The 23,043-nt window shown below is 44.4% G+C and carries 17 protein-coding genes and 1 other annotated feature (1 of these 18 running past the window's edge); of the genes, 15 read left to right on the top strand and 2 right to left on the bottom strand.

The features are described from left to right. Window positions 1–225, top strand: a binding site (T-box leader) (it extends 29 nt beyond the left edge of the window). A 110-nt stretch (window positions 226–335) separates the two neighbouring features. The 14 genes from ileS (at window position 336) to ABC357_RS11645 (ending at window position 17,528) form a co-directional block, all read left to right on the top strand. Continuing rightward, window positions 336–3,104, top strand: coding sequence for an isoleucine--tRNA ligase (gene ileS, locus ABC357_RS11710; protein ID WP_412887674.1), 2,769 nt, complete (start codon window positions 336–338; stop codon window positions 3,102–3,104). Window positions 3,105–3,291: 187 nt separating this feature from the next. Then, window positions 3,292–3,762: a signal peptidase II gene (gene lspA / locus ABC357_RS11705; RefSeq protein WP_412887673.1), complete on the top strand. Its 471-nt coding sequence runs from the start codon at window positions 3,292–3,294 to the stop codon at window positions 3,760–3,762. Next, a complete protein-coding gene (locus ABC357_RS11700) occupies window positions 3,755–4,666 on the top strand; it encodes an RluA family pseudouridine synthase (protein ID WP_412887672.1) in 912 nt (303 codons plus the stop codon). The genes lspA and ABC357_RS11700 overlap by 8 nt, the downstream gene beginning before the upstream one ends. A 205-nt stretch (window positions 4,667–4,871) precedes the next feature. Beyond that, the gene (gene pyrR / locus ABC357_RS11695; protein WP_412887671.1) at window positions 4,872–5,417 is read left to right on the top strand and encodes a bifunctional pyr operon transcriptional regulator/uracil phosphoribosyltransferase PyrR; all 546 of its coding nucleotides are present in this window, start codon (window positions 4,872–4,874) and stop codon (window positions 5,415–5,417) included. A gap of 142 nt (window positions 5,418–5,559) precedes the next feature. Next, entirely contained in the window at window positions 5,560–6,885 is a 1,326-nt protein-coding gene (locus ABC357_RS11690; RefSeq protein WP_412887670.1) for a solute carrier family 23 protein, read from the top strand. A gap of 180 nt (window positions 6,886–7,065) precedes the next feature. Then, window positions 7,066–7,998 carry an aspartate carbamoyltransferase catalytic subunit gene (locus tag ABC357_RS11685; protein ID WP_412887669.1) on the top strand — a complete coding sequence of 311 codons (933 nt, stop codon included), beginning with the start codon at window positions 7,066–7,068 and terminating at the stop codon, window positions 7,996–7,998. Continuing rightward, complete coding sequence (locus ABC357_RS11680) at window positions 7,964–9,250, top strand: dihydroorotase (protein WP_412887668.1); 1,287 nt, start codon at window positions 7,964–7,966, stop codon at window positions 9,248–9,250. Before ABC357_RS11685 ends, ABC357_RS11680 begins: the two co-directional genes overlap by 35 nt. Then, the gene (locus ABC357_RS11675; RefSeq protein WP_412887667.1) at window positions 9,247–10,353 is read left to right on the top strand and encodes a carbamoyl phosphate synthase small subunit; all 1,107 of its coding nucleotides are present in this window, start codon (window positions 9,247–9,249) and stop codon (window positions 10,351–10,353) included. Before ABC357_RS11680 ends, ABC357_RS11675 begins: the two co-directional genes overlap by 4 nt. Next, window positions 10,332–13,538: a carbamoyl-phosphate synthase large subunit gene (gene carB / locus ABC357_RS11670; RefSeq protein ID WP_412887666.1), complete on the top strand. Its 3,207-nt coding sequence runs from the start codon at window positions 10,332–10,334 to the stop codon at window positions 13,536–13,538. Before ABC357_RS11675 ends, carB begins: the two co-directional genes overlap by 22 nt. After that, window positions 13,535–14,314, top strand: coding sequence for a dihydroorotate dehydrogenase electron transfer subunit (locus ABC357_RS11665; protein ID WP_412887665.1), 780 nt, complete (start codon window positions 13,535–13,537; stop codon window positions 14,312–14,314). Before carB ends, ABC357_RS11665 begins: the two co-directional genes overlap by 4 nt. After that, entirely contained in the window at window positions 14,311–15,249 is a 939-nt protein-coding gene (locus ABC357_RS11660; RefSeq protein WP_412887664.1) for a dihydroorotate dehydrogenase, read from the top strand. The genes ABC357_RS11665 and ABC357_RS11660 overlap by 4 nt, the downstream gene beginning before the upstream one ends. After that, window positions 15,221–15,931, top strand: a complete 711-nt coding sequence (gene pyrF, locus ABC357_RS11655) for an orotidine-5'-phosphate decarboxylase (RefSeq protein ID WP_412887663.1) — start codon at window positions 15,221–15,223, stop codon at window positions 15,929–15,931. The genes ABC357_RS11660 and pyrF overlap by 29 nt, the downstream gene beginning before the upstream one ends. Before the next feature lies 1 nt (window position 15,932). Then, window positions 15,933–16,565, top strand: a complete 633-nt coding sequence (gene pyrE / locus ABC357_RS11650; RefSeq protein ID WP_412887662.1) for an orotate phosphoribosyltransferase — start codon at window positions 15,933–15,935, stop codon at window positions 16,563–16,565. 267 nt (window positions 16,566–16,832) lie between these two features. Then, on the top strand, window positions 16,833–17,528 hold the full coding sequence (locus ABC357_RS11645) for an aspartate/glutamate racemase family protein (RefSeq protein ID WP_412887661.1): 696 nt from the start codon (window positions 16,833–16,835) through the stop codon (window positions 17,526–17,528). 44 nt (window positions 17,529–17,572) lie between these two features. On the opposite strand, the gene ABC357_RS11640 is transcribed toward ABC357_RS11645, so the two are convergent. Together ABC357_RS11640 and ABC357_RS11635 are read right to left on the bottom strand one after the other, a co-directional pair. Further along, complete coding sequence (locus tag ABC357_RS11640) at window positions 17,573–18,172, bottom strand: GNAT family N-acetyltransferase (RefSeq protein WP_412887660.1); 600 nt, start codon at window positions 18,170–18,172, stop codon at window positions 17,573–17,575. Between the two features lie 281 nt (window positions 18,173–18,453). After that, on the bottom strand, window positions 18,454–20,166 hold the full coding sequence (locus ABC357_RS11635) for an Rqc2 family fibronectin-binding protein (RefSeq protein ID WP_412887659.1): 1,713 nt from the start codon (window positions 20,164–20,166) through the stop codon (window positions 18,454–18,456). A 198-nt stretch (window positions 20,167–20,364) separates the two neighbouring features. On the opposite strand from ABC357_RS11635, the gene ABC357_RS11630 reads away from it, so the two are divergent. Then, the gene (locus tag ABC357_RS11630) at window positions 20,365–23,040 is read left to right on the top strand and encodes a cation-translocating P-type ATPase (protein ID WP_412887658.1); all 2,676 of its coding nucleotides are present in this window, start codon (window positions 20,365–20,367) and stop codon (window positions 23,038–23,040) included. Window positions 23,041–23,043: the final 3 nt, after the last annotated feature.

Raw genomic sequence — 23,043 nt, 5'->3', positions numbered from 1 at the left:
TCATATGGCCCACAGGAAGCATATGCTTCATAGAGATCCGGGGATGGTGAAATCCCGGTGTGGGAATGAAAGGGGAAGATCACCCTGGAGTTCTGAGTTGAACCCGGAATAGGAAGTAGTCTCAGCGTTTCATCCGCGTTAAGGATGATTGAGCGGATGCGCATTGTTAATATGTGCGCATTTACCAGGGTGGTACCGCGGGAACAAAGCCTTCTCGTCCCTTTTTTGGGATGAGTTGGCTTTTTTTGTTTTCCCATATGCCCGTTGCCATATAATGATTGGATATATGCAATCATTCATAGAAAATGATTGCTTGATAATAGGAGGTTATATTCATGGATTACAAAGACACTTTATTAATGCCTAAAACAGAATTCCCCATGCGAGGGAATCTCCCGAAACGCGAGCCAGAAATGCAAAAATCATGGAATGACATGGACATCTACAAGAAAGTTCAAGACCGTACAAAGGGGCTTCCGAAATTTATTCTTCATGATGGCCCCCCATACGCAAATGGCGATATCCATATGGGGCATGCGCTAAATAAAGTATTGAAAGATTTTATCGTTCGTTTTAAATCGATGAGCGGTTATGATGCCCCTTATGTTCCTGGCTGGGATACACATGGTCTTCCGATTGAAACTGCCTTGACGAAGAATGGCAAAGTCAACCGAAAAGAAATGAGTGTAGCGGAATTCCGCAAGCTTTGTGAAAAGTATGCGTATGAGCAGGTTGATAGCCAACGTGAACAATTTAAGCGCCTAGGTGTAAGAGCAGACTGGGACAATCCTTATATTACATTGAAACCGGAATACGAAGCTCAACAAATTAAGGTATTCGGCGAAATGGCGAAGAAAGGGTACATCTACAAAGGCAAAAAACCTGTATATTGGTCGCCTTCAAGTGAATCGGCACTTGCAGAAGCTGAAATCGAGTATCAAGATAAGCGCTCCGCTTCCATTTATGTGGCTTTTGAAGTCAAACAAGGAAATGGCGTTGTGGATGAGGGCACGAAAATCATCATCTGGACTACAACTCCTTGGACGATTCCAGCGAACTTGGGCATTGCCGTTCATCCAGAACTCGATTACGTTGTGGTAGAGGCAGCAGGAGACCGTTATCTTGTCGGCAAGGACTTATTGCCATCCGTGAAAGAAGCGATTGGCTGGGAAGAAGCAACGGTTGTAAAAACAATTAAAGGGAAGGACCTTGAAAGGGTTGTTGCAAAACACCCATTGTATGACCGTGATTCACTTGTTATCCTCGGAGACCATGTAACAACCGACGCCGGTACTGGATGCGTCCATACAGCGCCTGGGCATGGGGAAGACGATTTTATCGTAGGCCAAAAATACAAGTTGGGCGTATTATGCCCTGTAGATGAAAAAGGCCATATGACAAGTGAAGCGCCTGGATTTGAAGGGATGTTCTATGATAAAGCCAATAAGGCGATCACAGAAGCATTAGAGGAAAAAGGTGCATTGTTGAACTTGTCATTCATTACACACTCTTATCCGCACGATTGGAGAACAAAGAAACCTACCATCTTCCGTGCCACTGCACAATGGTTTGCAAGCATTCAAGACTTCCGCCAGGACTTGCTGGATGCCATTAAGGAAACAAAATGGGTGCCTGCGTGGGGAGAAACACGATTGTTCAACATGGTCCGCGACCGGGGTGATTGGTGTATTTCACGTCAAAGAGCTTGGGGTGTCCCGATTCCTGTATTCTACGGTGAGAACGGTGAGCCGATTATTACAGACGAAACAATCGAACATATTTCAAATCTGTTCCGTGAATACGGATCTAATATTTGGTTCGAACGCGAAGCGAAGGAACTGCTTCCTGAAAACTTTACTCATGAATCAAGCCCAAATGGAATCTTTACAAAAGAAACCGATATTATGGACGTTTGGTTCGATTCAGGTTCATCACATCAAGCAGTACTTGAAGAACGCGAGGAGCTTGTCCGACCAGCTGATCTGTACCTTGAAGGATCTGACCAATATCGCGGTTGGTTCAACTCTTCTTTGTCAACAGCTGTAGCTGTGACAGGAAAAGCGCCATATAAAGGTGTTTTGAGCCATGGATTCGCACTGGACGGCGAAGGAAGAAAAATGAGCAAGTCATTGGGCAATACCATCCTTCCTTCTAAAGTCATGAATCAATTGGGTGCTGATATCCTGCGTTTATGGGTAGCTTCTGTTGATTATCAGGCGGATGTGCGTGTATCTGATCCAATTCTTAAGCAAGTTGCGGAAGTATATCGTAAAATCCGCAATACGTTCCGTTTCTTATTAGGGACGCTAGACCAATTTGATCCAACAAAGGATCGTCTTGCATATGAGGATTTACAGGAAGTGGATCAATTCATGCTGGTGAAATTGAACCGCTTAATTGAAAATGTGACTAAGGGCTACGAAAATTATGAATTTGCAACTATTTACCATAATATCAATAATTTCTGTACATTGGACCTGAGCGCATTCTACTTGGATTATGCAAAGGATATCCTTTATTGCGAAGCTCCTGACAGTAAAGAGCGCCGTGCGATCCAAACCGTTTTATATGATGTGCTGGTGGCATTGACTAAATTGGTTGCCCCAATTCTCGCGCATACTGCAGATGAGGTGTGGGCTTATATCCCTAATGCCGAAGAAGAAAGCGTACAATTGACCGACATGCCTAAGGCTGAGCAATTGCCTAACAGCGCAGAGCTAGAAAAGAAATGGAACCACTTCTTGGCTATCCGCGACAATGTCCTGAAAGCATTGGAAGAAGCTCGAAATGCAAAGGTTATCGGTAAATCGTTAAATGCTAAAGTATCTATGTATGTCAATGAGGAAACGGAAGCATTCCTTAAACAATTCCATGAAAGCTTCGAACAACTATTCATTGTGTCTCAATTCGAAGTGGCCGGCAAGCTTGAAGATGCTCCTGAGGGCAGTGCTGCATTCGATGATTGTGCCATTGTCATTTCTAAAGCAGGCGGAGAAACGTGTGAACGCTGCTGGAATGTAACGCCTGAAGTTGGCAAGGATGAGCAGCATCCAACGCTTTGCCCTCGTTGTGCGTCAGTTGTAAAAGAAGCATATACGAACTGATTGATTATAGTAGAAGAGCACCTAGTGCAGCTTAGATGAAAGGAGGGAAGGCCGTTCGTTCGGCTTTTTCTCCTATATCGGCTGCAGAGGTGTTTTTTTCTATCCATGGATGGCGCCATTGTGTTTATTTTTAACAATATGCTACAATTCTAAGGGATAAACAAACTACAGAAGCTGGGGGATGACCGTGAAATATTATATCGTTGCGCTTATTTTAATAGCGCTTGATCAAGTTACGAAATATGCAATAGTGAAAAATATGGAATTAGGCGAAAGTATACAAGTAATCGGAGACTTTTTACATATAACCTCCCACCGGAATACCGGCGCTGCCTGGGGAATCCTCGAGGGGCAAATGTGGCTATTCTATTTGATTACAATTGTAGTTGTTGCAGTACTTGTTTATTACATGCAAAAAATGAGCAAAACGCATGTATTGGTCGGTTTGTCTTTGGCATTTATGCTTGGGGGAGCAATCGGGAATTTCATCGACCGCATATTCCGCAAAGAAGTTGTCGATTTCATCGATACAAATATTTTTGGCTACGATTTCCCTATCTTTAACGTCGCTGATGCAGCACTAACAGTAGGTGTAGCACTATTGATTATTTTTATGCTATTTGAAGAAAAGATAATGAAGGAGAAAAAGAATGGATAAAATGATATACAACATAGAAGAGGGACAGTCTGGAGACCGATTGGATAAGTTCCTTTCAACTGTGAATAAGGACTTGTCAAGGACGCAGGTGCAATTGCTGATCAAAGATGGCCATATTACTGTGAATGGCCAACCGGTCAAAACGAATTACAAAGTAAAAATAGGCAATGAAGTGATCGTGGACATCCCTGAACCGGTTGAACTGGATATCCAAGCTGAGGAGATTCCTTTAGATATCTATTATGAGGATGAGGATGTTGTAGTAGTCAACAAGCCGAAGGGAATGGTGGTCCATCCCGCACCTGGCCACACAACAGGAACATTGGTCAATGGATTGATGGCACATTGCAAGGACTTATCCGGCATAAATGGTGTAATGCGCCCTGGTATTGTACACCGAATCGATAAGGATACATCAGGGCTGTTGATGGTCGCAAAAAATGACATGGCCCATGAGGCGCTTGTGCAGCAATTGGTTGATAAAACAGTGACACGGCGCTATAAAGCGTTGGTCCATGGAAATATCCAGCATCAGCATGGTACTATTGACGCACCGATAGGGAGGGATAAAAAGGACCGCCAGAGCATGACTGTCGATCCTGACGGTAAGCAGGCCGTTACCCATTTTGAAGTCCTTGAGAATTTCCGCGACTTTACATTAGTCCAATGCCGCCTTGAAACAGGCCGCACACACCAAATCCGCGTCCATATGAAATATATTGGTTTTCCTTTAGCGGGGGATCCTAAATATGGCCCTAAAAAGACATTGGATATTGGAGGACAGGCTCTGCATGCGGAGGTGCTTGGCTTCATCCACCCGAGAACGAAGGAGTATATGGAATTTACGGCACCCCTTCCGGAATATTATGAAGAACTATTGACTAAACTGAGAAATGACCGTTGACAATTTCAGCATGAGCCTGTATGATGGTATCAGTTGAATATGACCCTTTAATACAGTCCCGAGAGGCTGAGAAGGAAACGGATAAAGATGCGGATTGACGTGTCTTATAAACGAAAGTCCTCCTGCATCGGGCAGGAGGATTTTTTTATGCCTACACCGGGCCAATTCAGCAAGAAAAATTGAAAGACAACAAAGGGTGATGTATATGCAGGAAAAAGCGGTTGTCCTGGATGAACAGGCAATCAGACGGGCTTTGACAAGGATCGCACATGAGATCATCGAGAAAAACAAAGGTATCCATGATTGCGTACTCGTAGGGATTAAGACACGTGGAATTTTTATCGCCAATCGGCTAGCTTCCAAAATCGAACAGATTGAAGGGAAACCCATTGAGGTTGGTGAGCTTGACATTACGCTTTACAGGGATGATCTTAGCAAGAAAAACCAAGATGGCGAACCGCTGGTTAAAGGTTCCGACATACCAGTCGATATCGCGAATAAAAAAGTAATCCTGGTTGATGATGTATTGTATACAGGTCGGACTGTCCGTGCGGCGCTGGATGCATTAATCGATATCGGCAGGCCCTCACAGATCCAACTGGGAGTATTGATTGACAGAGGCCACCGCGAGTTGCCGATCCGTGCAGACTATGTCGGTAAAAATGTACCTACTTCACTTAATGAAAAGATTACTGTCAGCTTAGAAGAAGTGGATGGCTTGGATAAAGTCAGCATTGATGAAAATAAATAAACCCTTTTAACGGCAGTCCAGAGAGACTGACAAAGGGAAGGACGATTCCGGCATAAAACGGCTGGAAGAACAGATCCTTTGCACCTTTGTACCCTTGCTCTGGCAAGGGTTTTTTTTCGGATAAAAGGTAGGGGGAGACAAAATGGAACAGGAAAAGCAGCATATCGTCCTAGACGTCGAAGAAGTACCTAAAGTTGGAAAATGGATCACGTTGAGTATACAGCATGTGTTCGCTATGTTTGGATCAACCGTGCTTGTACCTTTCTTAACAGGGATGAATCCTGCGGTGGCATTAGTTTCCAGCGGGCTCGGCACACTTTCATACCTGCTCATTACGAGAGGGCAAATACCTGCTTACCTCGGCTCATCCTTTGCATTCATTTCACCAATCCTTTTGGCGAAATCGCTTGGCGGACCTGAATCAGTCATGTTTGGCTGTTTGCTGGCGGGCCTTATATACGGAATCGTGTCACTGGTTATTAAAAGCGTAGGTGTCAATTGGTTAATGAAATTGCTTCCGCCGGTCGTAGTCGGGCCGGTCATCATGGTAATCGGACTGGGCCTTGCTGGAACAGCCGTAAATATGGCCATGTACAGCAATAATGGTTCAACCACTGAACCGCTGCATTATAGTTTGACCCATCTATCGGTCGCCATGATTACTTTAGTGGTGACAATCATCGCATCCACCTTTTTCAGAGGGTTCGCAAAACTGATACCTCTCCTGTTTGGGATTACAGCAGGGTACTTATCAGCATGGGCATTCGGAATTGTCGATTTCAGCGGAGTTAAAGCAGCCAAATGGTTTGCAATGCCGGATTTCCATATTCCTTACCTCACATATGATCCGGTATTTTCATGGCAAATCGCTTTAGTCATGGTGCCGGTTGTCATCGTCACTTTGTCCGAGCACATCGGTCATCAATTAGTGCTAAGCAAAGTGGTAGGCAGAGATTTCATCAAAAAGCCGGGATTGCACAAATCGATTTTGGGGGACGGTGTGGGCATTGTCATCGGTTCTTTGATCGGCGGGCCGCCTTTAACATCCTACGGAGAAAATATCGGGGTGCTGGCTATTACACGGGCATTCAGTGTCTATATTATCGGTGGAGCAGGTGTAGTTGCGATCTTGATCGGATTTGTCGGAAAAGTGTCAGCGCTGATCCAGTCAATTCCGCAGGCAGTAATGGGTGGTGTATCGATCCTGCTTTTTGGAATCATCGCTTCAAGCGGTTTGCGGATGTTAGTCGACCATAAAGTCGACTTCGGCGAAAATCGCAACTTAATTATCGCATCAGCCACTTTGGTGTTAGGCATCGGCGGAGCGTTTGTACAAATTGGTTCTAAATTTTCACTATCAGGCATGGCGCTTGCAGCCATCGTCGGTGTTGTCCTAAATCTTGTGTTGCCTGGCAGAGATAAGCAGGCTTCAATCTTAGAAGAAACAGATTCAAATTCAGCAGCATAAATCGTCACCTTTTAAAAGAAGTCCAGAGAGGCTTATAAGGGTGTGCATGAGAAGATAAGACCAGTTAGTTGGAAGGCTTTGCAGCTCCAACATTGACCTGTCTCTTTTTGAAGCACCCTAAACAACTGTTTAGGGTGCTTTTTTTGAAAAAATGATGAATCCTAAGGGGGACGCAACATTATGAAGCATTTATTAACTACTAATGAATTATCCACATCAGAAATTTTTGGCATATTGAAGGATGCAGCTGGTTTTGCTGAAGGCAAACAGTATGGCCAACTAAATAAATCGTTTGTCGCAAACCTTTTCTTCGAAAATAGCACACGGACAAAAGTCAGTTTTGAAGTGGCTGAAAGACGGCTTGGAATGGATGTTATCCCTTTTGAGGTATCAACAAGCTCAGTGCAAAAAGGAGAGACGTTATATGACACTGTGAAAACATTGGAATCAATCGGCGTTGAAGCGGTAGTCATCAGACATCCTGAAGATGAGTATTTCAATCAATTGGTAGGCAAAGTGGGTATTCCGGTCATCAATGGAGGAGATGGATGCGGCCATCATCCTACCCAATGCTTGCTGGACCTTCTGACCATTTATCAAGAATTTGGCAGATTTGAAGGGTTGAAGGTTGCTATTGTCGGTGACATTCTTCATAGCCGCGTTGCAAGATCCAATGCTGATGCCCTCACACGCCTTGGTGCAAATGTCGTATTCTCAGGGCCGGAGGAATGGTTCGATTCAAGCATTACTGATTGCGATTACGAGCCCCTGGACGATGCTGTGAAGACTGCAGATGTCGTAATGCTGCTGCGCATTCAGCATGAAAGACATAAAGCCGGAATGACGAACAGTAAAGAAGAATATCTGCGTATGCACGGATTGACGAAAGAACGTGAACAGCAAATGAAGCATTCAAGCATTATCATGCATCCTGCCCCAGTCAATCGGAATGTAGAAATCGATGAAGACTTGATCGAGTGTGGACGTTCAAGAATTTTTAAACAAATGGAAAATGGCGTATATGTTCGTATGGCAGTATTAAAAAGAGCATTGGAAACGAAAGAAGGAGGAAATACATATGCAGACGATTATAAAAAATGGTCAGTTATTTGATCAGAACGGCCAGCTACATACAAAGGATATATTGATTGTGGGTGGGCGGATTGCATCCATAGAAAATGATATTCAAGCAACAGACGAAGCGGTTATTGATGCAAAGGGCTTGCTGGTATCACCTGGCTTCGTTGATCTCCATGTCCATCTTCGGGAACCGGGCGGCGAACATAAGGAAACAATTGAAACAGGAACAAAAGCTGCAGCCCGCGGAGGGTTTACGACAGTTGCGGCAATGCCGAACACGCGGCCGGTGCCTGATACGAAAGAGCATATGGAAGAACTGATGAAACGCATTGAAGAAACGGCAGCAGTTCGGGTGCTGCCATATGGTTCAATCACTATCCGTGAAGCAGGCAAAGAATTGACTGATCTTGAGCAATTGAAGGAGGCCGGCGCTTTTGCCTTCACTGATGACGGCGTTGGCGTTCAATCCGCTTCCATGATGCTGGACGCAATGAAAAAAGCGGCAAGCATCGACATGGCAATCGTAGCACATTGTGAGGAAAATACCCTCATTAATAAAGGATGTGTCCATGAGGGTGCATTTTCAAAGCAGCATGGCTTGAACGGAATCCCATCCGTATGTGAATCGGTACAGATCGCACGCGATGTTCTGCTCGCGGAAGCGGCAGATTGCCATTATCATGTTTGCCACATCTCGACAGAAGCATCGGTAAGAGTCGTCAGAGATGCCAAAGCAGCAGGTATAAAAGTGACAGCAGAAGTAACACCGCACCATTTGCTTTTATGTGAAGATGATATTCCAGGATTGGATACCAATTATAAAATGAATCCGCCGCTTAGAGGCAAAAAGGACCATGAAGCGTTGATCAAAGGATTGTTGGACGGAACAATCGATTTTATCGCAACAGACCATGCCCCGCACTCAGAAGTAGAAAAACAAGCAAGCATGCAATTGGCTCCGTTTGGCATTGTTGGATTGGAAACAGCTTTCCCTCTCCTATATACACACCTTGTAGAAAAAGGAGTTCTTACACTTTCAGATTTAGTAGCATTGCTTTCGAAGAAACCGGCAGAAGCATTTAAGCTGCCATACGGGCATCTATCAGTTGGAAGCCATGCAGATATTGTCCTGATTGATTTGGAAGAAGAGAAGGAAATCGATGCCGACCGATTTGCTTCAAAAGGAAAAAACACACCGTTTGCTGGCTGGAAGTGTAAGGGCTGGCCATTATTGACAATGGTTGGAGGGAAGATTGTGTGGCTAAAGGAGGAAATAACAGCGTGAAAAGACAATTAATTTTAGAGGACGGTACAGTATTTATCGGAACGGCATTCGGCGCGAACGTCGACCGGATGGGAGAGGTTGTTTTCAATACAGGAATGACCGGTTATCAAGAAGTCCTGTCCGATCCTTCTTATTGCGGACAAATCGTTACACTTACATATCCTTTGATCGGAAACTATGGCATTAACCGGGATGATTTTGAATCGATTAACCCTGCCATTTCCGGATTTATCGTAAAGGAAATAGCAGATAAGCCCTCCAACTGGAGAAGTGAATTTTCGTTGGATGAATATTTCAAATTGAAGGATATTCCTGGGATAGCAGGAATTGATACAAGAAAACTAACCAGAATCATCCGCAAGCACGGTACTTTGAAAGGTGCGCTGGCCAATATGGAGCAAAGCCCTGAAGCGGTTATCGAGGTGCTTAGAGCAACCGTTCTGCATAATGACCAAGTCAAAAAGGTATCGACAAAACGCGCATATCCAAGCCCAGGAAGAGGGTCGAGAGTAGTGCTTGTAGATTTCGGCATGAAGCATGGAATCTTAAGAGAGTTAAACAAACGTGATTGCGATGTAGTGGTAGTGCCATATAATACGACTGCAGAAGAAATCCTGACGCTTAGTCCTGATGGAATTATGCTGTCAAATGGCCCTGGAGATCCTAAGGATGTCCCTCAGGCAATTGAAATGATCAAGGGTATACAAGGGAAAGTGCCTATTTTCGGTATATGCCTTGGGCACCAATTATTCGCGCTAGCAAATCAAGCAAATACAATGAGATTGAAATTCGGGCACCGCGGCTCTAACCACCCAGTAAAGGATTTGTCCACAGGCAAAATAGCCATCACCTCCCAAAACCATGGTTATGCAGTTGAGGAATCATCACTTGCAGGAACACCTCTGGAAATCACTCATATTGCCTTGAATGATGGAACAGTTGAAGGGTTAAGGCATAAAGATTTCCCGGCCTTCACTGTCCAGTACCACCCGGAAGCTTCTCCAGGCCCGGAGGATGCAAATGGATTATTCGACCAATTTATCAAAATGATTGAACGTGCAAAAGCGGAAGGAGAAAAACAATGCCAAAACGTACAGATATAAAAAGCATTTTAGTTATCGGATCTGGTCCAATCATCATCGGCCAGGCAGCCGAGTTTGATTATGCTGGAACCCAAGCGTGCATGGCCCTAAAAGAAGAAGGGTACCGGGTTATCCTTATCAACTCAAATCCCGCGACAATCATGACGGATACCGAGATCGCCGATGCAGTTTACATCGAACCGCTTACGTTGGAATTTGTTAGCAAAATCATCCGTAAAGAACGGCCAGATGCATTGCTTCCAACACTTGGAGGGCAAACGGGGCTTAACTTGGCGGTTGAACTGTCAGAAGCAGGCGTTCTGGAAGAATGCAATGTTGAAATTCTGGGGACGAAGTTGTCCGCTATCCAGCAGGCGGAGGACAGGGATCTGTTCAGAAGTTTAATGAATGAACTGGGCGAACCGGTTCCGGATAGCGATATCATCCATAGCCTTGAAGAAGCGTACACATTTGTAGAGCGGGTTGGATTCCCGATCATTGTGCGCCCTGCCTTCACTTTAGGAGGAACAGGCGGGGGAATTTGCACAGATGAAGAAGAACTTAAAGAAATCGTCAGCAGCGGATTGAAGCACAGCCCTGTCCATCAATGCTTGATTGAGAAAAGCATTGCCGGGTTTAAAGAAATAGAATATGAAGTAATGCGCGACCATAATGACAATGCAATCGTCGTGTGCAATATGGAAAACATTGATCCGGTCGGAGTCCATACAGGCGATAGCATCGTTGTGGCTCCAAGCCAAACACTGAGCGACCGTGAGTACCAGTTGCTTAGAAATTGCTCACTTAAAATTATCCGCGCCTTGAAGATTGAAGGGGGATGCAATGTCCAACTTGCACTTGACCCGGATAGCTTCAATTACTACATAATCGAAGTGAACCCGAGGGTAAGCCGATCATCTGCACTTGCTTCGAAAGCAACGGGCTATCCTATCGCTAAATTAGCTGCGAAGATTGCTGTAGGCCTGACATTGGATGAAATGCTGAACCCGGTTACAGGAAGAACATACGCCAGCTTCGAGCCGGCACTTGATTATGTAGTGAGTAAAATACCGAGATGGCCGTTCGATAAGTTCGAAAGCGCAAACCGCAACCTAGGTACACAAATGAAAGCGACAGGTGAGGTTATGGCGATAGGAAGAACATTCGAAGAATCTTTGCTGAAGGCCGTCAGATCACTTGAATCGGGCATCTTTCATTTAGGCCTTAATGATCAAGAGGGGATAACCGATGAGTTGATCGAAAAACGGATTCGAAAAGCAGGAGATGAACGGTTGTTCTATATTGGGGAAGCTCTGCGCAGAGGGATTACGATTCAGACAATTCATGAATGGTGTAAAATTGATCTGTTTTTCTTACATAAATGTAACAACATAGTCCAATTTGAGAAAGAACTGCAAGCTTCGCCATTTGAAGTGCACATTGCTCGAAAAGCGAAAGAAATGGGCTTTGCGGATCTGACGATTGCAAGTCTTTGGAATGTCCCGCAAGAAGATGTGTATGCCTGGAGAAAAGAGAATGGCATTGTTCCGGTTTATAAGATGGTCGACACATGTGCAGCTGAATTCGAATCAGAAACGCCATACTTCTACGGGACGTATGAAGAAGAGAATGAAAGCACTGTAACCGATCGCCAGAGTGTGATTGTGCTTGGTTCAGGGCCAATCCGTATAGGGCAAGGCGTGGAATTCGATTATGCGACTGTCCATTCTGTATGGGCAATTAAACAAGCCGGCTATGAAGCTATTATCATTAATAATAATCCTGAGACGGTATCTACTGATTTCAGCATTTCAGATAAGTTATACTTTGAGCCGTTGACGATCGAGGATGTGATGCACATTATCGATCTTGAAAAGCCGATGGGGGTTGTTGTTCAATTTGGCGGCCAAACAGCTATCAACTTGGCGGACGGCCTCGTGAAGAGGGGCGTGAAAATCCTGGGAACATCCCTTGAAGACCTCGATCGTGCTGAAAACCGCGATAAGTTTGAGCAAGCATTGCAGGAAATGAGTATTCCACAGCCGAAGGGAAAGACTGCTACATCTGTCCACGAAGCGGTAGCGATCGCTTCCGATATCGGATATCCAGTGTTAGTGCGTCCATCCTATGTGCTTGGCGGACGTGCTATGGAAATTGTTTACCAAGAGAAGGAACTGCTTGTTTACATGAAAAATGCGGTTAAAGTAAATCCGGAACATCCTGTGTTGATCGATCGGTATGTTACGGGAAAAGAAATTGAAGTGGATGCCATTTCAGACGGAGAACAAGTAGTTATTCCTGGGATTATGGAACATATAGAACGTGCGGGCGTCCATTCTGGGGATTCCATTGCAGTTTATCCGCCGCAGCAACTTAAAGAAACGGTCAAAGAGCAAATCATCGATTATACCATTCGATTGGCCAGAGGGCTGAATATAAAAGGGCTATTGAACATCCAGTATGTTGTTGCAGGGGATGAAGTGTTTGTAATTGAAGTGAATCCACGCTCGAGCAGAACAGTACCCTTCTTAAGCAAAATTACGAATATCCCGATGGCCAACGTCGCTACAAAAGTTATTTTAGGGCAAAGCCTTGAAAGCCAGGGATACAAAACAGGGCTTGCGCCTGAAAAGGCAGGTGTCTATGTAAAAGTGCCGGTCTTCTCATTTGCCAAGCTACGCGGTGTGGATATTACACTTGGACCGGAAATGAAATCGACGGGTGAAGTGATGGGCAAAGATATTACACTCGAAAAAGCGTTATACAAAGGGCTTGTTGCTTCTGGAATCCAAATGAAGGGGCATGGTTCCGTGCTTTTGACCATAGCAGATAAAGATAAACAGGAAGCCTTGCAACTGGCACGCCGCTTCCACGCAATCGGCTATCAATTAATCGCGACAAGCGGAACAGCAGCCTTTTTGGAAAAAGCGGGCATTCCGGTTAAAGTAGTCAATAAAATCGGCAATGATGAACCGACTCTGTTGGATGTGATCCGTAATGGGGACGCTCAATTTGTCGTCAATACACTGACAAAAGGAAAACAGCCTGAACGGGACGGTTTCCGCATCAGACGCGAATCCGTAGAAAATGGTGTTGCCTGCCTCACTTCATTAGATACGGCAGAGGCTATACTGAGGGTCATCGAATCCATGACGTTCTCAGCTTCTGCTATGCATGAAATGACAATGGAAGGAGCGGTCCAATGATCAAGAAAGAGAATATGGCTATCGTCTCACAACAAGAAATCGCTCAATCTATTTACGAGCTTACCCTGCAGGGTGAGCTCGTTTCACAGATGAAGGAGCCGGGGCAATTTGTGCAATTAAAAGCAGGAAACAGCTACGAGCCGCTGTTAAGAAGACCGATCAGCATCTGTTCGATTGATTCTGAAAAGAAGCAGTTCACCATGATATACAGGGCCGAAGGAAGAGGGACCGCATTGATCGCCGAAAAAAAGCGCGGCGAAACAATTGATGTTCTTGGCCCTTTGGGCAATGGTTTTCAAGAAGAGGAAGCTCTTCCTGGAGAAACAGCCCTTTTGGTCGGCGGAGGAATCGGCGTGCCGCCATTGTATGAGCTTGGAAAAAGGCTGGCCGCCAAAGGTGTCAAGGTAATAGCTGTTTTGGGCTTCCAGACAAAATCGGTTGTATTCTATGAGGAAAAATTCCGTGAATTCGGCGACGTCCATATTGCAACTGTTGATGGTACACACGGCTATAAAGGGTTTGTTACGGATGTTATAAAGGATGGAATGCTTTCTTTCGATGTATTGTTCTCTTGTGGCCCAATTGCCATGCTGCGTTCTATTGAACAAAGCTATCCGGAACAGAAAGTGTTTCTTTCATTGGAAGAAAGAATGGGCTGCGGCATCGGCGCGTGTTATGCATGCGTCTGTAAAACAAAAGACGGCCGTCCTGGCAAGCACTATAAAAAAGTGTGCAGTGATGGACCGGTATTCCGTGCGGGAGAGGTGATCCTATGACCAAATTGCAAATGGAACTTCCAGGATTATCCTTGAAAAATCCTGTTATGCCGGCATCGGGGTGCTTTGGATTCGGTAAGGAATTCAGTGAACTATACGATTTGAATAAACTTGGAAGCATCATGATTAAGGCAACGACTGTGGAACCTCGATTTGGGAATCCGACACCTAGAGTCGCTGAAACCCACTCAGGAATGTTGAATGCAATCGGCTTGCAAAATCCTGGCCTTGAACATGTTATGGAAAATGAACTTGTATGGCTCGAACAATATGACTTGCCGATCATTGCCAATATAGCCGGATCCACGGAAGAAGAGTATGTTGAAGTGGCGAAAAAAATCAGCACCGCACCTAATGTCGCAGCATTGGAATTGAATATTTCCTGCCCGAATGTGAAAGAAGGGGGCATAGCCTTCGGAACAGATCCGGAGACGGCTAAACGATTGACGAAAAAGGTGAAGGAAGCATCTGAAGTACCTGTTTATGTAAAGCTTTCGCCCAATGTGACGAATATCGTTTCAATGGCTAAAGCCGTTGAGGATGGCGGGGCTGATGGCCTGACAATGATCAATACTTTATTAGGCATGAGACTTGACCTTAAGACTGCCAAGCCGATCATTGCCAATAAGACAGGCGGTTTATCAGGACCTGCGATAAAGCCGGTTGCTATCCGGATGATTCATGAGGTAAGCCAGCAAGTGCACATTCCGATCATAGGAATGGGCGGAATCATGAATGCAGAGGATGTCATTGAATTCTTTTATGCTGGTGCAAGTGCAGTTGCAGTAGGTACTGCCAACTTTGTCGACCCGTTTGTTTGCCCAGCGATTATTGACGAATTGCCTCAATTATTGGATGCATTGGGCTATGAACATATATCTGAATGTACAGGGAGGAGCTGGAAAAATGAACAACTCATTAATAGTCGCGCTTGACTTCAGTCATATGGATGAGGTGAGTGCCTTTCTGGATCAATTCACTCAAGAGGAATTATATGTGAAAATCGGGATGGAACTTTTTTATCAAAATGGACCTGCCCTTATAAAGGACATTAAGGGCCGGGGCCATAAAATCTTCTTGGATTTAAAGCTTCATGATATTCCTAATACTGTTCATCAGGCTATGAAAGGGTTGGCGTCACTTGAAATCGATATGGTGAATGTACATGCTGCCGGCGGAAGTAAAATGATGGCAGAAGCGTTGGCGGGTCTTGAAGCAGGAACAGTGCCAGGGAGAAATCGGCCCTTATTGATTGCTGTAACCCAGCTGACAAGTACATCCGAAAACGCAATGCAGCGGGAACAGGGAATTGGGATGTCCTTGGAAGACAGCGTGCTTCATTATGCAGCGTTAACAAAGGAAGCGGGACTGGATGGCGTTGTTTGTTCCCCTTGGGAAGTGGAAAGGATTCATAAAGAGCTGGGCGGCGATTTCCTGACCGTCACTCCGGGCATCCGGATGTCCAATGATGACCAGAACGACCAAATCAGAATCGCGACTCCTGAAAGAGCAAGAGAATTAGGGACGAATGCAATCGTTGTAGGAAGATCAATCACAAAAGCACAATCACCGATTGCTGCCTATCAACATATAAAATCAGCCTGGGAGGAAAAATGACATGAAAGAAGCAATTGCAGAACAATTATTGAAAATAAAAGCTGTATTTTTACAGCCGAATGATCCATTCACATGGTCTTCAGGGATGAAATCGCCTATCTATTGCGATAATCGGCTTACGTTATCGTATCCTGAACTACGAAAGCAAATTGCTTCAGGTTTGGCGGATATCATAAAGAAAGAATTTCCGGATGCAGAATTGATTGCGGGAACGGCTACCGCAGGGATTCCCCATGCTGCCTGGGTAAGCGATCTTTTAGACTTGCCAATGTGCTATATCCGTTCGAGAGCCAAGGAACATGGCAAAGGCAACCAAATTGAAGGTCTTGCTTCACCTGGACAAAAGGTGGTTATCATTGAAGACCTCATTTCTACGGGAGGAAGCGTCATCACTGCTGCAAAAGCCTTGCGTGAGGCAGGGTGTGAGATTTTAGGGGTGGCATCTATCTTTACATACGAGCTCGAAAAAGGAAAAGAAATGCTTCAAAAAGCAAATATAATAAACCACTCATTAAGTAACTATGGGACGTTGGTACAGGTTGCTGGACAGAATGGCTATATTAAAGAAGCGGAAGTTCAAAAATTGACCAAATGGCGTGAACAGCCTCATACTACGGCATGGATGGAAGGCTGAAACATCCTTTATGAATAATGGCAAAAGAGATCGGGTACTTTCACTCGGTCTCTTAGTTATGTTTTGGAGGGAGTTGAAATTTGTAAATGACACCTCTAAAAAAAGGGGATGTCCGGCTTTTTGGATAGGTGATAAAGCAGGAGGGGCAGCTACTAGGCAACACTCCGTATATATCCGGGATATTTATTGATTTCCTTGTCTATTATTTACTGTTGCCAAATGGTAGGATCAAAGTACATCACTCTTATAGTAAGGAAGGTGGATCCATTGAAAACAATCGGTTTGCTGGGGGGAATGAGCTGGGAATCCTCTGCTCTATATTATTCTTTTATAAATGAACAGGTTAGGGAACAATTAGGCGGACTACACAGCGCAAAAATAGTATTGGTGAGTGTTGATTTTGCTGAAATTGAAGAACTGCAGAGATGTGGCGAGTGGGATAAGGCCGGTGAATTGCTCGGACAGGCAGCAGCTCAATTGGAAGAGGGTGGAGCTGATTTTATCCTCATCTGCACAAATACAATGCATAAAGTGTTTGGAAGCATCCAAGACTCTGTGAAGATACCAGTCCTGCATATAGCAGATGCCACTGCTGCAGCCATAACTAAATCTGGATTGGAGAAAGTAGGTCTTTTAGGGACCTCATACACAATGGAGCAATCTTTTTATAAAGATAGAATCGCAGAATCGGGCATTGATATCCTGGTTCCCGGGAAAAAGGAAAGGAATTTTATTAATAAGGTTATATTTGAGGAATTGTGCCTGGGGAAGGTTAGGGCTCCATCTAGGGATGCTTTCAACAGAATCATGGAAGATTTGCGCCTGCAGGGAGCGGAAGGCATTATCCTTGGTTGTACCGAGATAGGAATGTTGGTAGGTGGGAAGGATATCGATCTGCCTTTATTCGATACAACAAAGATACATGCACAGGAAGCAGTGAATATATCATTAGAAAATGATTGAAAAACAGGCTGCAAGGACGGTTGTTTCCATCCTTGCAGCCTAGTTTATCTTTCTGTTTGGGCCAGTGTTTCTTTTTTATTTCTCTCCTGGTACTCATTCAATAAAATGGAGTACATTTTTATATCACGGTGTTTTCCTTTCAGAAGCATTGCCTGCCTTAAAGTTCCTTCATATTGCATTCCAATTTTTTTCATCACACTTTCGGAAGCTATATTTTCGGCAAGGCACCTAGCTTGTATCCTTAATAAATCCATCTGTTCAAAACCGAAAATAAGCAACGCTTTGGCTGCTTCTGTTGTCAGCCCTCGCCCCCAATAGTTTTCTGAGATGGCGTACCCCAATTCTGCAGATCGGTGTTTTGTCTCCCATTTGACAAAGTCAATTGTGCCGATTAGCTTCCGGTCCTGTTTATGGACAATTCCCCAGGGGGCAATCCTTTTTTCTGTATATTGTTTCAAGACAAAATGGATGAATCCTTTTGTGTCTGCTAACGATTGGTGTCTGTCCCATGTAACGTAAGTGCTCACTTTGTTATTGGAAGTGTATTCATGCATATCGGTGAGATCATCCAGAGTCAATTTACGAAGGGAAAGTCTCTCTGTTTCTATTTCAGGCAAGTCGCCATAAATATCTTCAATGTTCATGCGATTCACTTCTCTCTTAATGATTGGTTGTCTCTATTATAAAGGGAGTGGAATCAAATAAAAAGTGTATATTCAGAAAGTGGGGCCCTATATTTGATAGAACAATAGTGAACAACATCTTTGTTTTTCCTATGGAATTGGCTTATCCCCGCTGCAATCAATTAAATCGGAAGAGATGAATGGCTGGATATCCTTTGTATCCCATCATTATAGATAGAAAAGGGAGATCGATTGCTTTCAATCGATCTCCCTAGCCATTTTAAATCCTTTTTCAATAGCCTTTATTGTTTTTGGAGTTTGATCACTAGATTCGCGTCAGGAGTTACATATACGGTATTCTGTTGATCATATGTGACAAACCCAGGCTTGCTTCCCTTTGGTTTTTTGACGTGCCGAATCTGTGTAAAGTCGACTGGAACACCGCTTGAATCTTTCGCTTTACTGAAATAGGCTGCAATCATTGCGGCTTCTTGAATTGTTTGTTCGCTTGGTCGGCTATTTCGGATCACAACGTGTGAACCAGGAATATCCTTTGTATGGAACCATAGATCATCACGGCGGCTAGCCTTGTTCGTCAAGTATTCATTTTGTTTATTGTTTTTACCGACCCATATTTCATCGCCATCGGAAGAGATATATTCATCCAAGGCGGGCTTTGAATTTTTCGGTTTCTTAAACCCTTTTTTATTCCGCTGTTTCAGATAGCCTTCCTCCTGAAGCTCCTCGCGCATTTCCTCAATATCTCTAGGTTGTGCCGAATCCAGCTGCTGAAGCAATTGATCGAAGTAATCGACTTCCTCTTGGGCTAGTCCGATTTGTTCGGTTACCGCCGATTTCGCGTTTTTTGCCTTTTGGTATTTAGTGAAATATTTTTGGGCGTTTTGGGATGGCGTTTTTTGCGGATCTAAAGGAATAGTCACAGTGCCTTGGTTCTCATCGTAATAATTCACTGCAGTGATTTCCTTCATTCCTTGCTTCACTTGATGCATATTGGCTGTCAATAGCTCTCCATATAGTTGATGTTGTTCCGCTTTTTCACTATCCTTTAACGTATTTTCTAGCTTGGCAATCTTTTTTACGTTCTTTTCTTTTTCGTTGGCAATGAAGCGGTCGAGATCCTGTGCCTGCTGTTTGATTCGGTCGCGGGAAGCTTTGCCAAAATAGAAACGGTCCAGCAATTCACTAAGTGTTTGGAACGATTCTGTTTTCCCTTCCAAGTGGCTCAAGGATATGCAATAAAAATAGTCTTTGTTCGCTGTTGATACCATAGTGGGGGCGTAAACATTTGCCCTGAATGGCCCCATAACGGCCTGGAATCCTTTAAGGATATTGTCAATTGTCGGCAATCCGCTTACGAACACTATTTCTTTAGCCAACAATGGCGATACACCACCGAATGCGTGGACTATCTGCTGCTGAAGCTTTCCTTCATTAAAGTTAAGAACTCTTCGAATGTCTTCATCCGCCGCTGTGAGAGGATCCATTTTATGCTGTTCGGGAGGATATGTATACGTCTGTCCCGGCAAAATAGCTCTGTATGAATTCACAGCATGCGATATATGTTTAATACTATCCAATATCATACCGTTTTCCTTATCTATAAGAACGATATTACTGTGTCTGCCCATAATTTCGACAATAAGCCGTTTATAGCTAACATCTCCTATTTCTGTCCGGCCTTTCAGATCAAAGATCAGTATGCGGTCCTGTCCTTTTTGTTCGATTTTCTCAATAATGGCCCCTTCCAGATGCTTGCGGAGAAGCATGCAGAACATTGGCGGATCCTGCGGGTTTTCGTAGCTTTCATTCGTTAATTGCGACCTGCTGTAGCTGGGATGTGCGGAAAGGAGCACCTTGTGGTTCTTTCCGTTTGCTCTGACAATCAATATAATTTCATTTGGATATGGCTGATGGATCTTATTAATCCGGCCTCCCGAGATATGTTCAGTGAGTTCCTCACACATTGCTTTTGTAAATAAACCATCAAATGACATGTTTAAAACTTCCTTTTCGCTAAGAATCACTTCCCCGTGAGAGAGGCAGTGCCCGGTGCCATGCTCAGCTAGGATAATAGCGGTGAATGGCCCGTTTGTTTTCTTCATAAGTATAGCATTTTTTGCAGCCTGTCTGAATAAGCATGGTAAAAAGAAGGACAACTCCTTTATTGTGATGATTGGAAGTGAGATGAAGCAATGATACTGAGAGAAATGGATAGGGATAAGCTGGAACAGTCCCTGAAGACTGATTGCAAGGCAGGGCTTCAAAGCAAGGAAGCGGAAAAAAGAGTCCAATTGAACGGATTGAACGAATTGGATGAAGGCGAGAAGCAATCTGCGCTGTTATTGTTTTTTGCGCAGTTCAAGGATTTCATGGTCATTATTTTGCTGGCAGCGACTTTGATTTCCGGACTGCTTGGGGAGTACATCGATGCTGTTGCCATTATCGCCATAGTATTCATAAACGCAGGATTGGGTTTTTTCCAAGAAAGAAAGGCCGAAAAATCGCTAGAGGCACTTAAACAAATGTCGGCGCCGCAGACGGCGGTCCTAAGGGATCATCAATGGATCCGCATACCGGCCAAACAATTGGTTATTGGAGATATCATCAAGTTCGGGACGGGAGACCGGATTGGCGCTGATGTCAGGATTATCGAGGCGGTCGCTTTGGAAGTCGAGGAATCAGCTCTCACGGGTGAATCACTTCCTGTCCTTAAAACAGAAAAGCCGATTCTCCATGAAATCAATAGTATTGGCGATGAAGAAAATATGGCTTTCATGGGTACGATGGTTACAAGGGGAAAAGGAATAGGTATTGTCACCGCAACTGGAATGAAGACAGCGATGGGCCAAATTGCCGACATGCTCCAGTCTTCTGAATCATTGATGACGCCACTGCAGCATAAACTTGAGCAGTTGGGAAAAATCTTAATAGTAGCAGCCATTTTTTTGACGATATTAGTAGTCGGTTTGGGAGTTCTACAGGGAAATGACCTTTACACCATGGTCCTTTCAGGTGTTTCGCTCGCAGTAGCAGCCATACCTGAAGGCTTGCCAGCTATTGTGACCGTCGCTTTATCACTGGGTGTCCAACGAATGATCAAGCAGCGCGCGATTGTCCGTAAATTGCCAGCCGTTGAAACATTAGGCTGCGCTTCAGTCATTTGTTCAGATAAGACTGGAACGATGACACAGAATAAGATGACCGTCACAGCTGTCTGGAATTCGGGAAATGTATATGAAGTCACATCAGGAGAAAACGAATTCCAAGGCTCCTTTTATAGAAACGGCAAAGAAGAAGCAGCGGGAGATAAGTCCCTGCAGCAATTGTTGACGTTCGGGTTGCTGTGCAACAGCTCTGAAGTAATTGAGAAGGATGGGAAAGTGGTGATGGACGGCAGCCCGACAGAAGGGGCCATCCACGTTGCTGCGCTAAAGGCAGGACTGTCAAAGCAATCATTGATGAAACAATTTTCAATCGTGAAAGAATTTCCGTTCGATTCAACCAGGAAGCTAATGAGTGTGATTGTTAAGGATGAAAACGGCAAGTTATTTGTTGTGACTAAAGGAGCGCCCGATGTTTTACTTGGAAAATGCAAGTCGATCATGTGGGAAGAGCGGGTGCAATATATTGATGGATCCTTGACCAAAAAAGTCCAGGAGTCGGTAGATGATCTTGCATCACAAGCGTTGCGTACGATTGCCATCGGCTATAAAACGATTCAAACTTCGATAGAGGCGATGAGAGATTTCGAGGCGGAGAAAGATCTCATCTTTATCGGCCTGCAAGGAATGATTGATCCACCGCGCCCTGAAGTGAAGGATGCCGTTGAGGAATGCAAGAAAGCAGGCATTAAAACCATTATGATAACCGGAGACCATGTGACAACCGCTTCAGCCATTGCCAAACAGCTGGGTATTCTAAGTAAAGGGAAAATGGTCGTAGAAGGCAAACAATTGATGGACATGTCTTTAGAGAAGCTTGAAGCTATTGTGGATGACGTCGCGGTATTTGCACGAGTTTCTCCAAAGGATAAATTAAAAATCGTCAAAGCCTTACAGAATAAAGGCCATATAGTAGCGATGACCGGAGACGGCGTCAATGATGCACCTGCGATCAAATCCGCCGATATCGGCATCGCGATGGGCATCACGGGAACAGACGTGGCGAAAGAAGCCTCTTCGCTTATTCTATTGGATGATAATTTTGCAACGATTAAATCGGCTATTAAAGAAGGAAGGAATATCTATGAAAATATAAGAAAGTTCATCAGATATTTGCTTGCGTCGAATGTAGGGGAAATCCTTGTAATGCTGTTTGCGATGATCCTTGCGCTCCCACTTCCGTTATTCCCTATCCAAATTCTGTGGGTTAACCTTGTGACAGACGGCTTGCCTGCGATGGCACTTGGACTCGACCGTCCTGAAGGAAATGTAATGAAACGGAGGCCGCGCCATCCGAAAGAAGGTGTCTTTTCCAGAGGATTGGGCTGGAAGATTATATCACGGGGCTTTTTAATAGGCGGAGTTACATTGCTTGCATTCATAACAGCCCTGCACAATAACCCCGATTGGGAAAACTACCCTCAGACAATTGCATTCGTTACACTTGTTCTGGCCCAGTTAATCCATGTGTTCGACTGCCGGAGCGAAAAAAGCATCTTTGCCCGCAATCCGTTCGGAAACCTATATCTTGTCGCCGCGGTAGTGATTTCACTTCTCATGATGTTGGCAGTCATCTATGTACCATCCTTACAAGGCATTTTCAAAACGGTCAGTATACCGCTGAAAGATTGGCTGCTAATTCTTGGTTTGTCTGCGCTGCCAACTTTTTTACTGGCGGGCTCATTTTTACTGCGAAAAACAAAATAAACT

The sequence above is a fragment of the Bacillus kalamii genome (assembly GCF_047238185.1).
Classification (GTDB): Bacteria; Bacillota; Bacilli; order Bacillales; family DSM-1321; genus Bacillus_AD.
The sequence above is the reverse complement of the archived record's forward strand: the minus strand, read 5'-3'. Positions and strand labels throughout refer to the sequence as shown.

What these genes read in the sequence shown, in the direction of transcription:
- ileS (WP_412887674.1), top strand. Translation starts at nt 336, where the DNA reads ATGGATTACAAAGACACTTTATTAATGCCTAAAACAGAATTCCCCATG.
- ABC357_RS11700 (WP_412887672.1), top strand. Translation starts at nt 3,755, where the DNA reads ATGGATAAAATGATATACAACATAGAAGAGGGACAGTCTGGAGACCGA.
- pyrR (WP_412887671.1), top strand. Translation starts at nt 4,872, where the DNA reads ATGCAGGAAAAAGCGGTTGTCCTGGATGAACAGGCAATCAGACGGGCT.
- ABC357_RS11690 (WP_412887670.1), top strand. Translation starts at nt 5,560, where the DNA reads ATGGAACAGGAAAAGCAGCATATCGTCCTAGACGTCGAAGAAGTACCT.
- ABC357_RS11685 (WP_412887669.1), top strand. Translation starts at nt 7,066, where the DNA reads ATGAAGCATTTATTAACTACTAATGAATTATCCACATCAGAAATTTTT.
- ABC357_RS11680 (WP_412887668.1), top strand. Translation starts at nt 7,964, where the DNA reads ATGCAGACGATTATAAAAAATGGTCAGTTATTTGATCAGAACGGCCAG.
- carB (WP_412887666.1), top strand. Translation starts at nt 10,332, where the DNA reads ATGCCAAAACGTACAGATATAAAAAGCATTTTAGTTATCGGATCTGGT.
- ABC357_RS11665 (WP_412887665.1), top strand. Translation starts at nt 13,535, where the DNA reads ATGATCAAGAAAGAGAATATGGCTATCGTCTCACAACAAGAAATCGCT.
- ABC357_RS11660 (WP_412887664.1), top strand. Translation starts at nt 14,311, where the DNA reads ATGACCAAATTGCAAATGGAACTTCCAGGATTATCCTTGAAAAATCCT.
- pyrF (WP_412887663.1), top strand. Translation starts at nt 15,221, where the DNA reads ATGAACAACTCATTAATAGTCGCGCTTGACTTCAGTCATATGGATGAG.
- pyrE (WP_412887662.1), top strand. Translation starts at nt 15,933, where the DNA reads ATGAAAGAAGCAATTGCAGAACAATTATTGAAAATAAAAGCTGTATTT.
- ABC357_RS11640 (WP_412887660.1), bottom strand. Translation starts at nt 18,172, where the DNA reads ATGAACATTGAAGATATTTATGGCGACTTGCCTGAAATAGAAACAGAG.
- ABC357_RS11635 (WP_412887659.1), bottom strand. Translation starts at nt 20,166, where the DNA reads ATGTCATTTGATGGTTTATTTACAAAAGCAATGTGTGAGGAACTCACT.
- ABC357_RS11630 (WP_412887658.1), top strand. Translation starts at nt 20,365, where the DNA reads ATGATACTGAGAGAAATGGATAGGGATAAGCTGGAACAGTCCCTGAAG.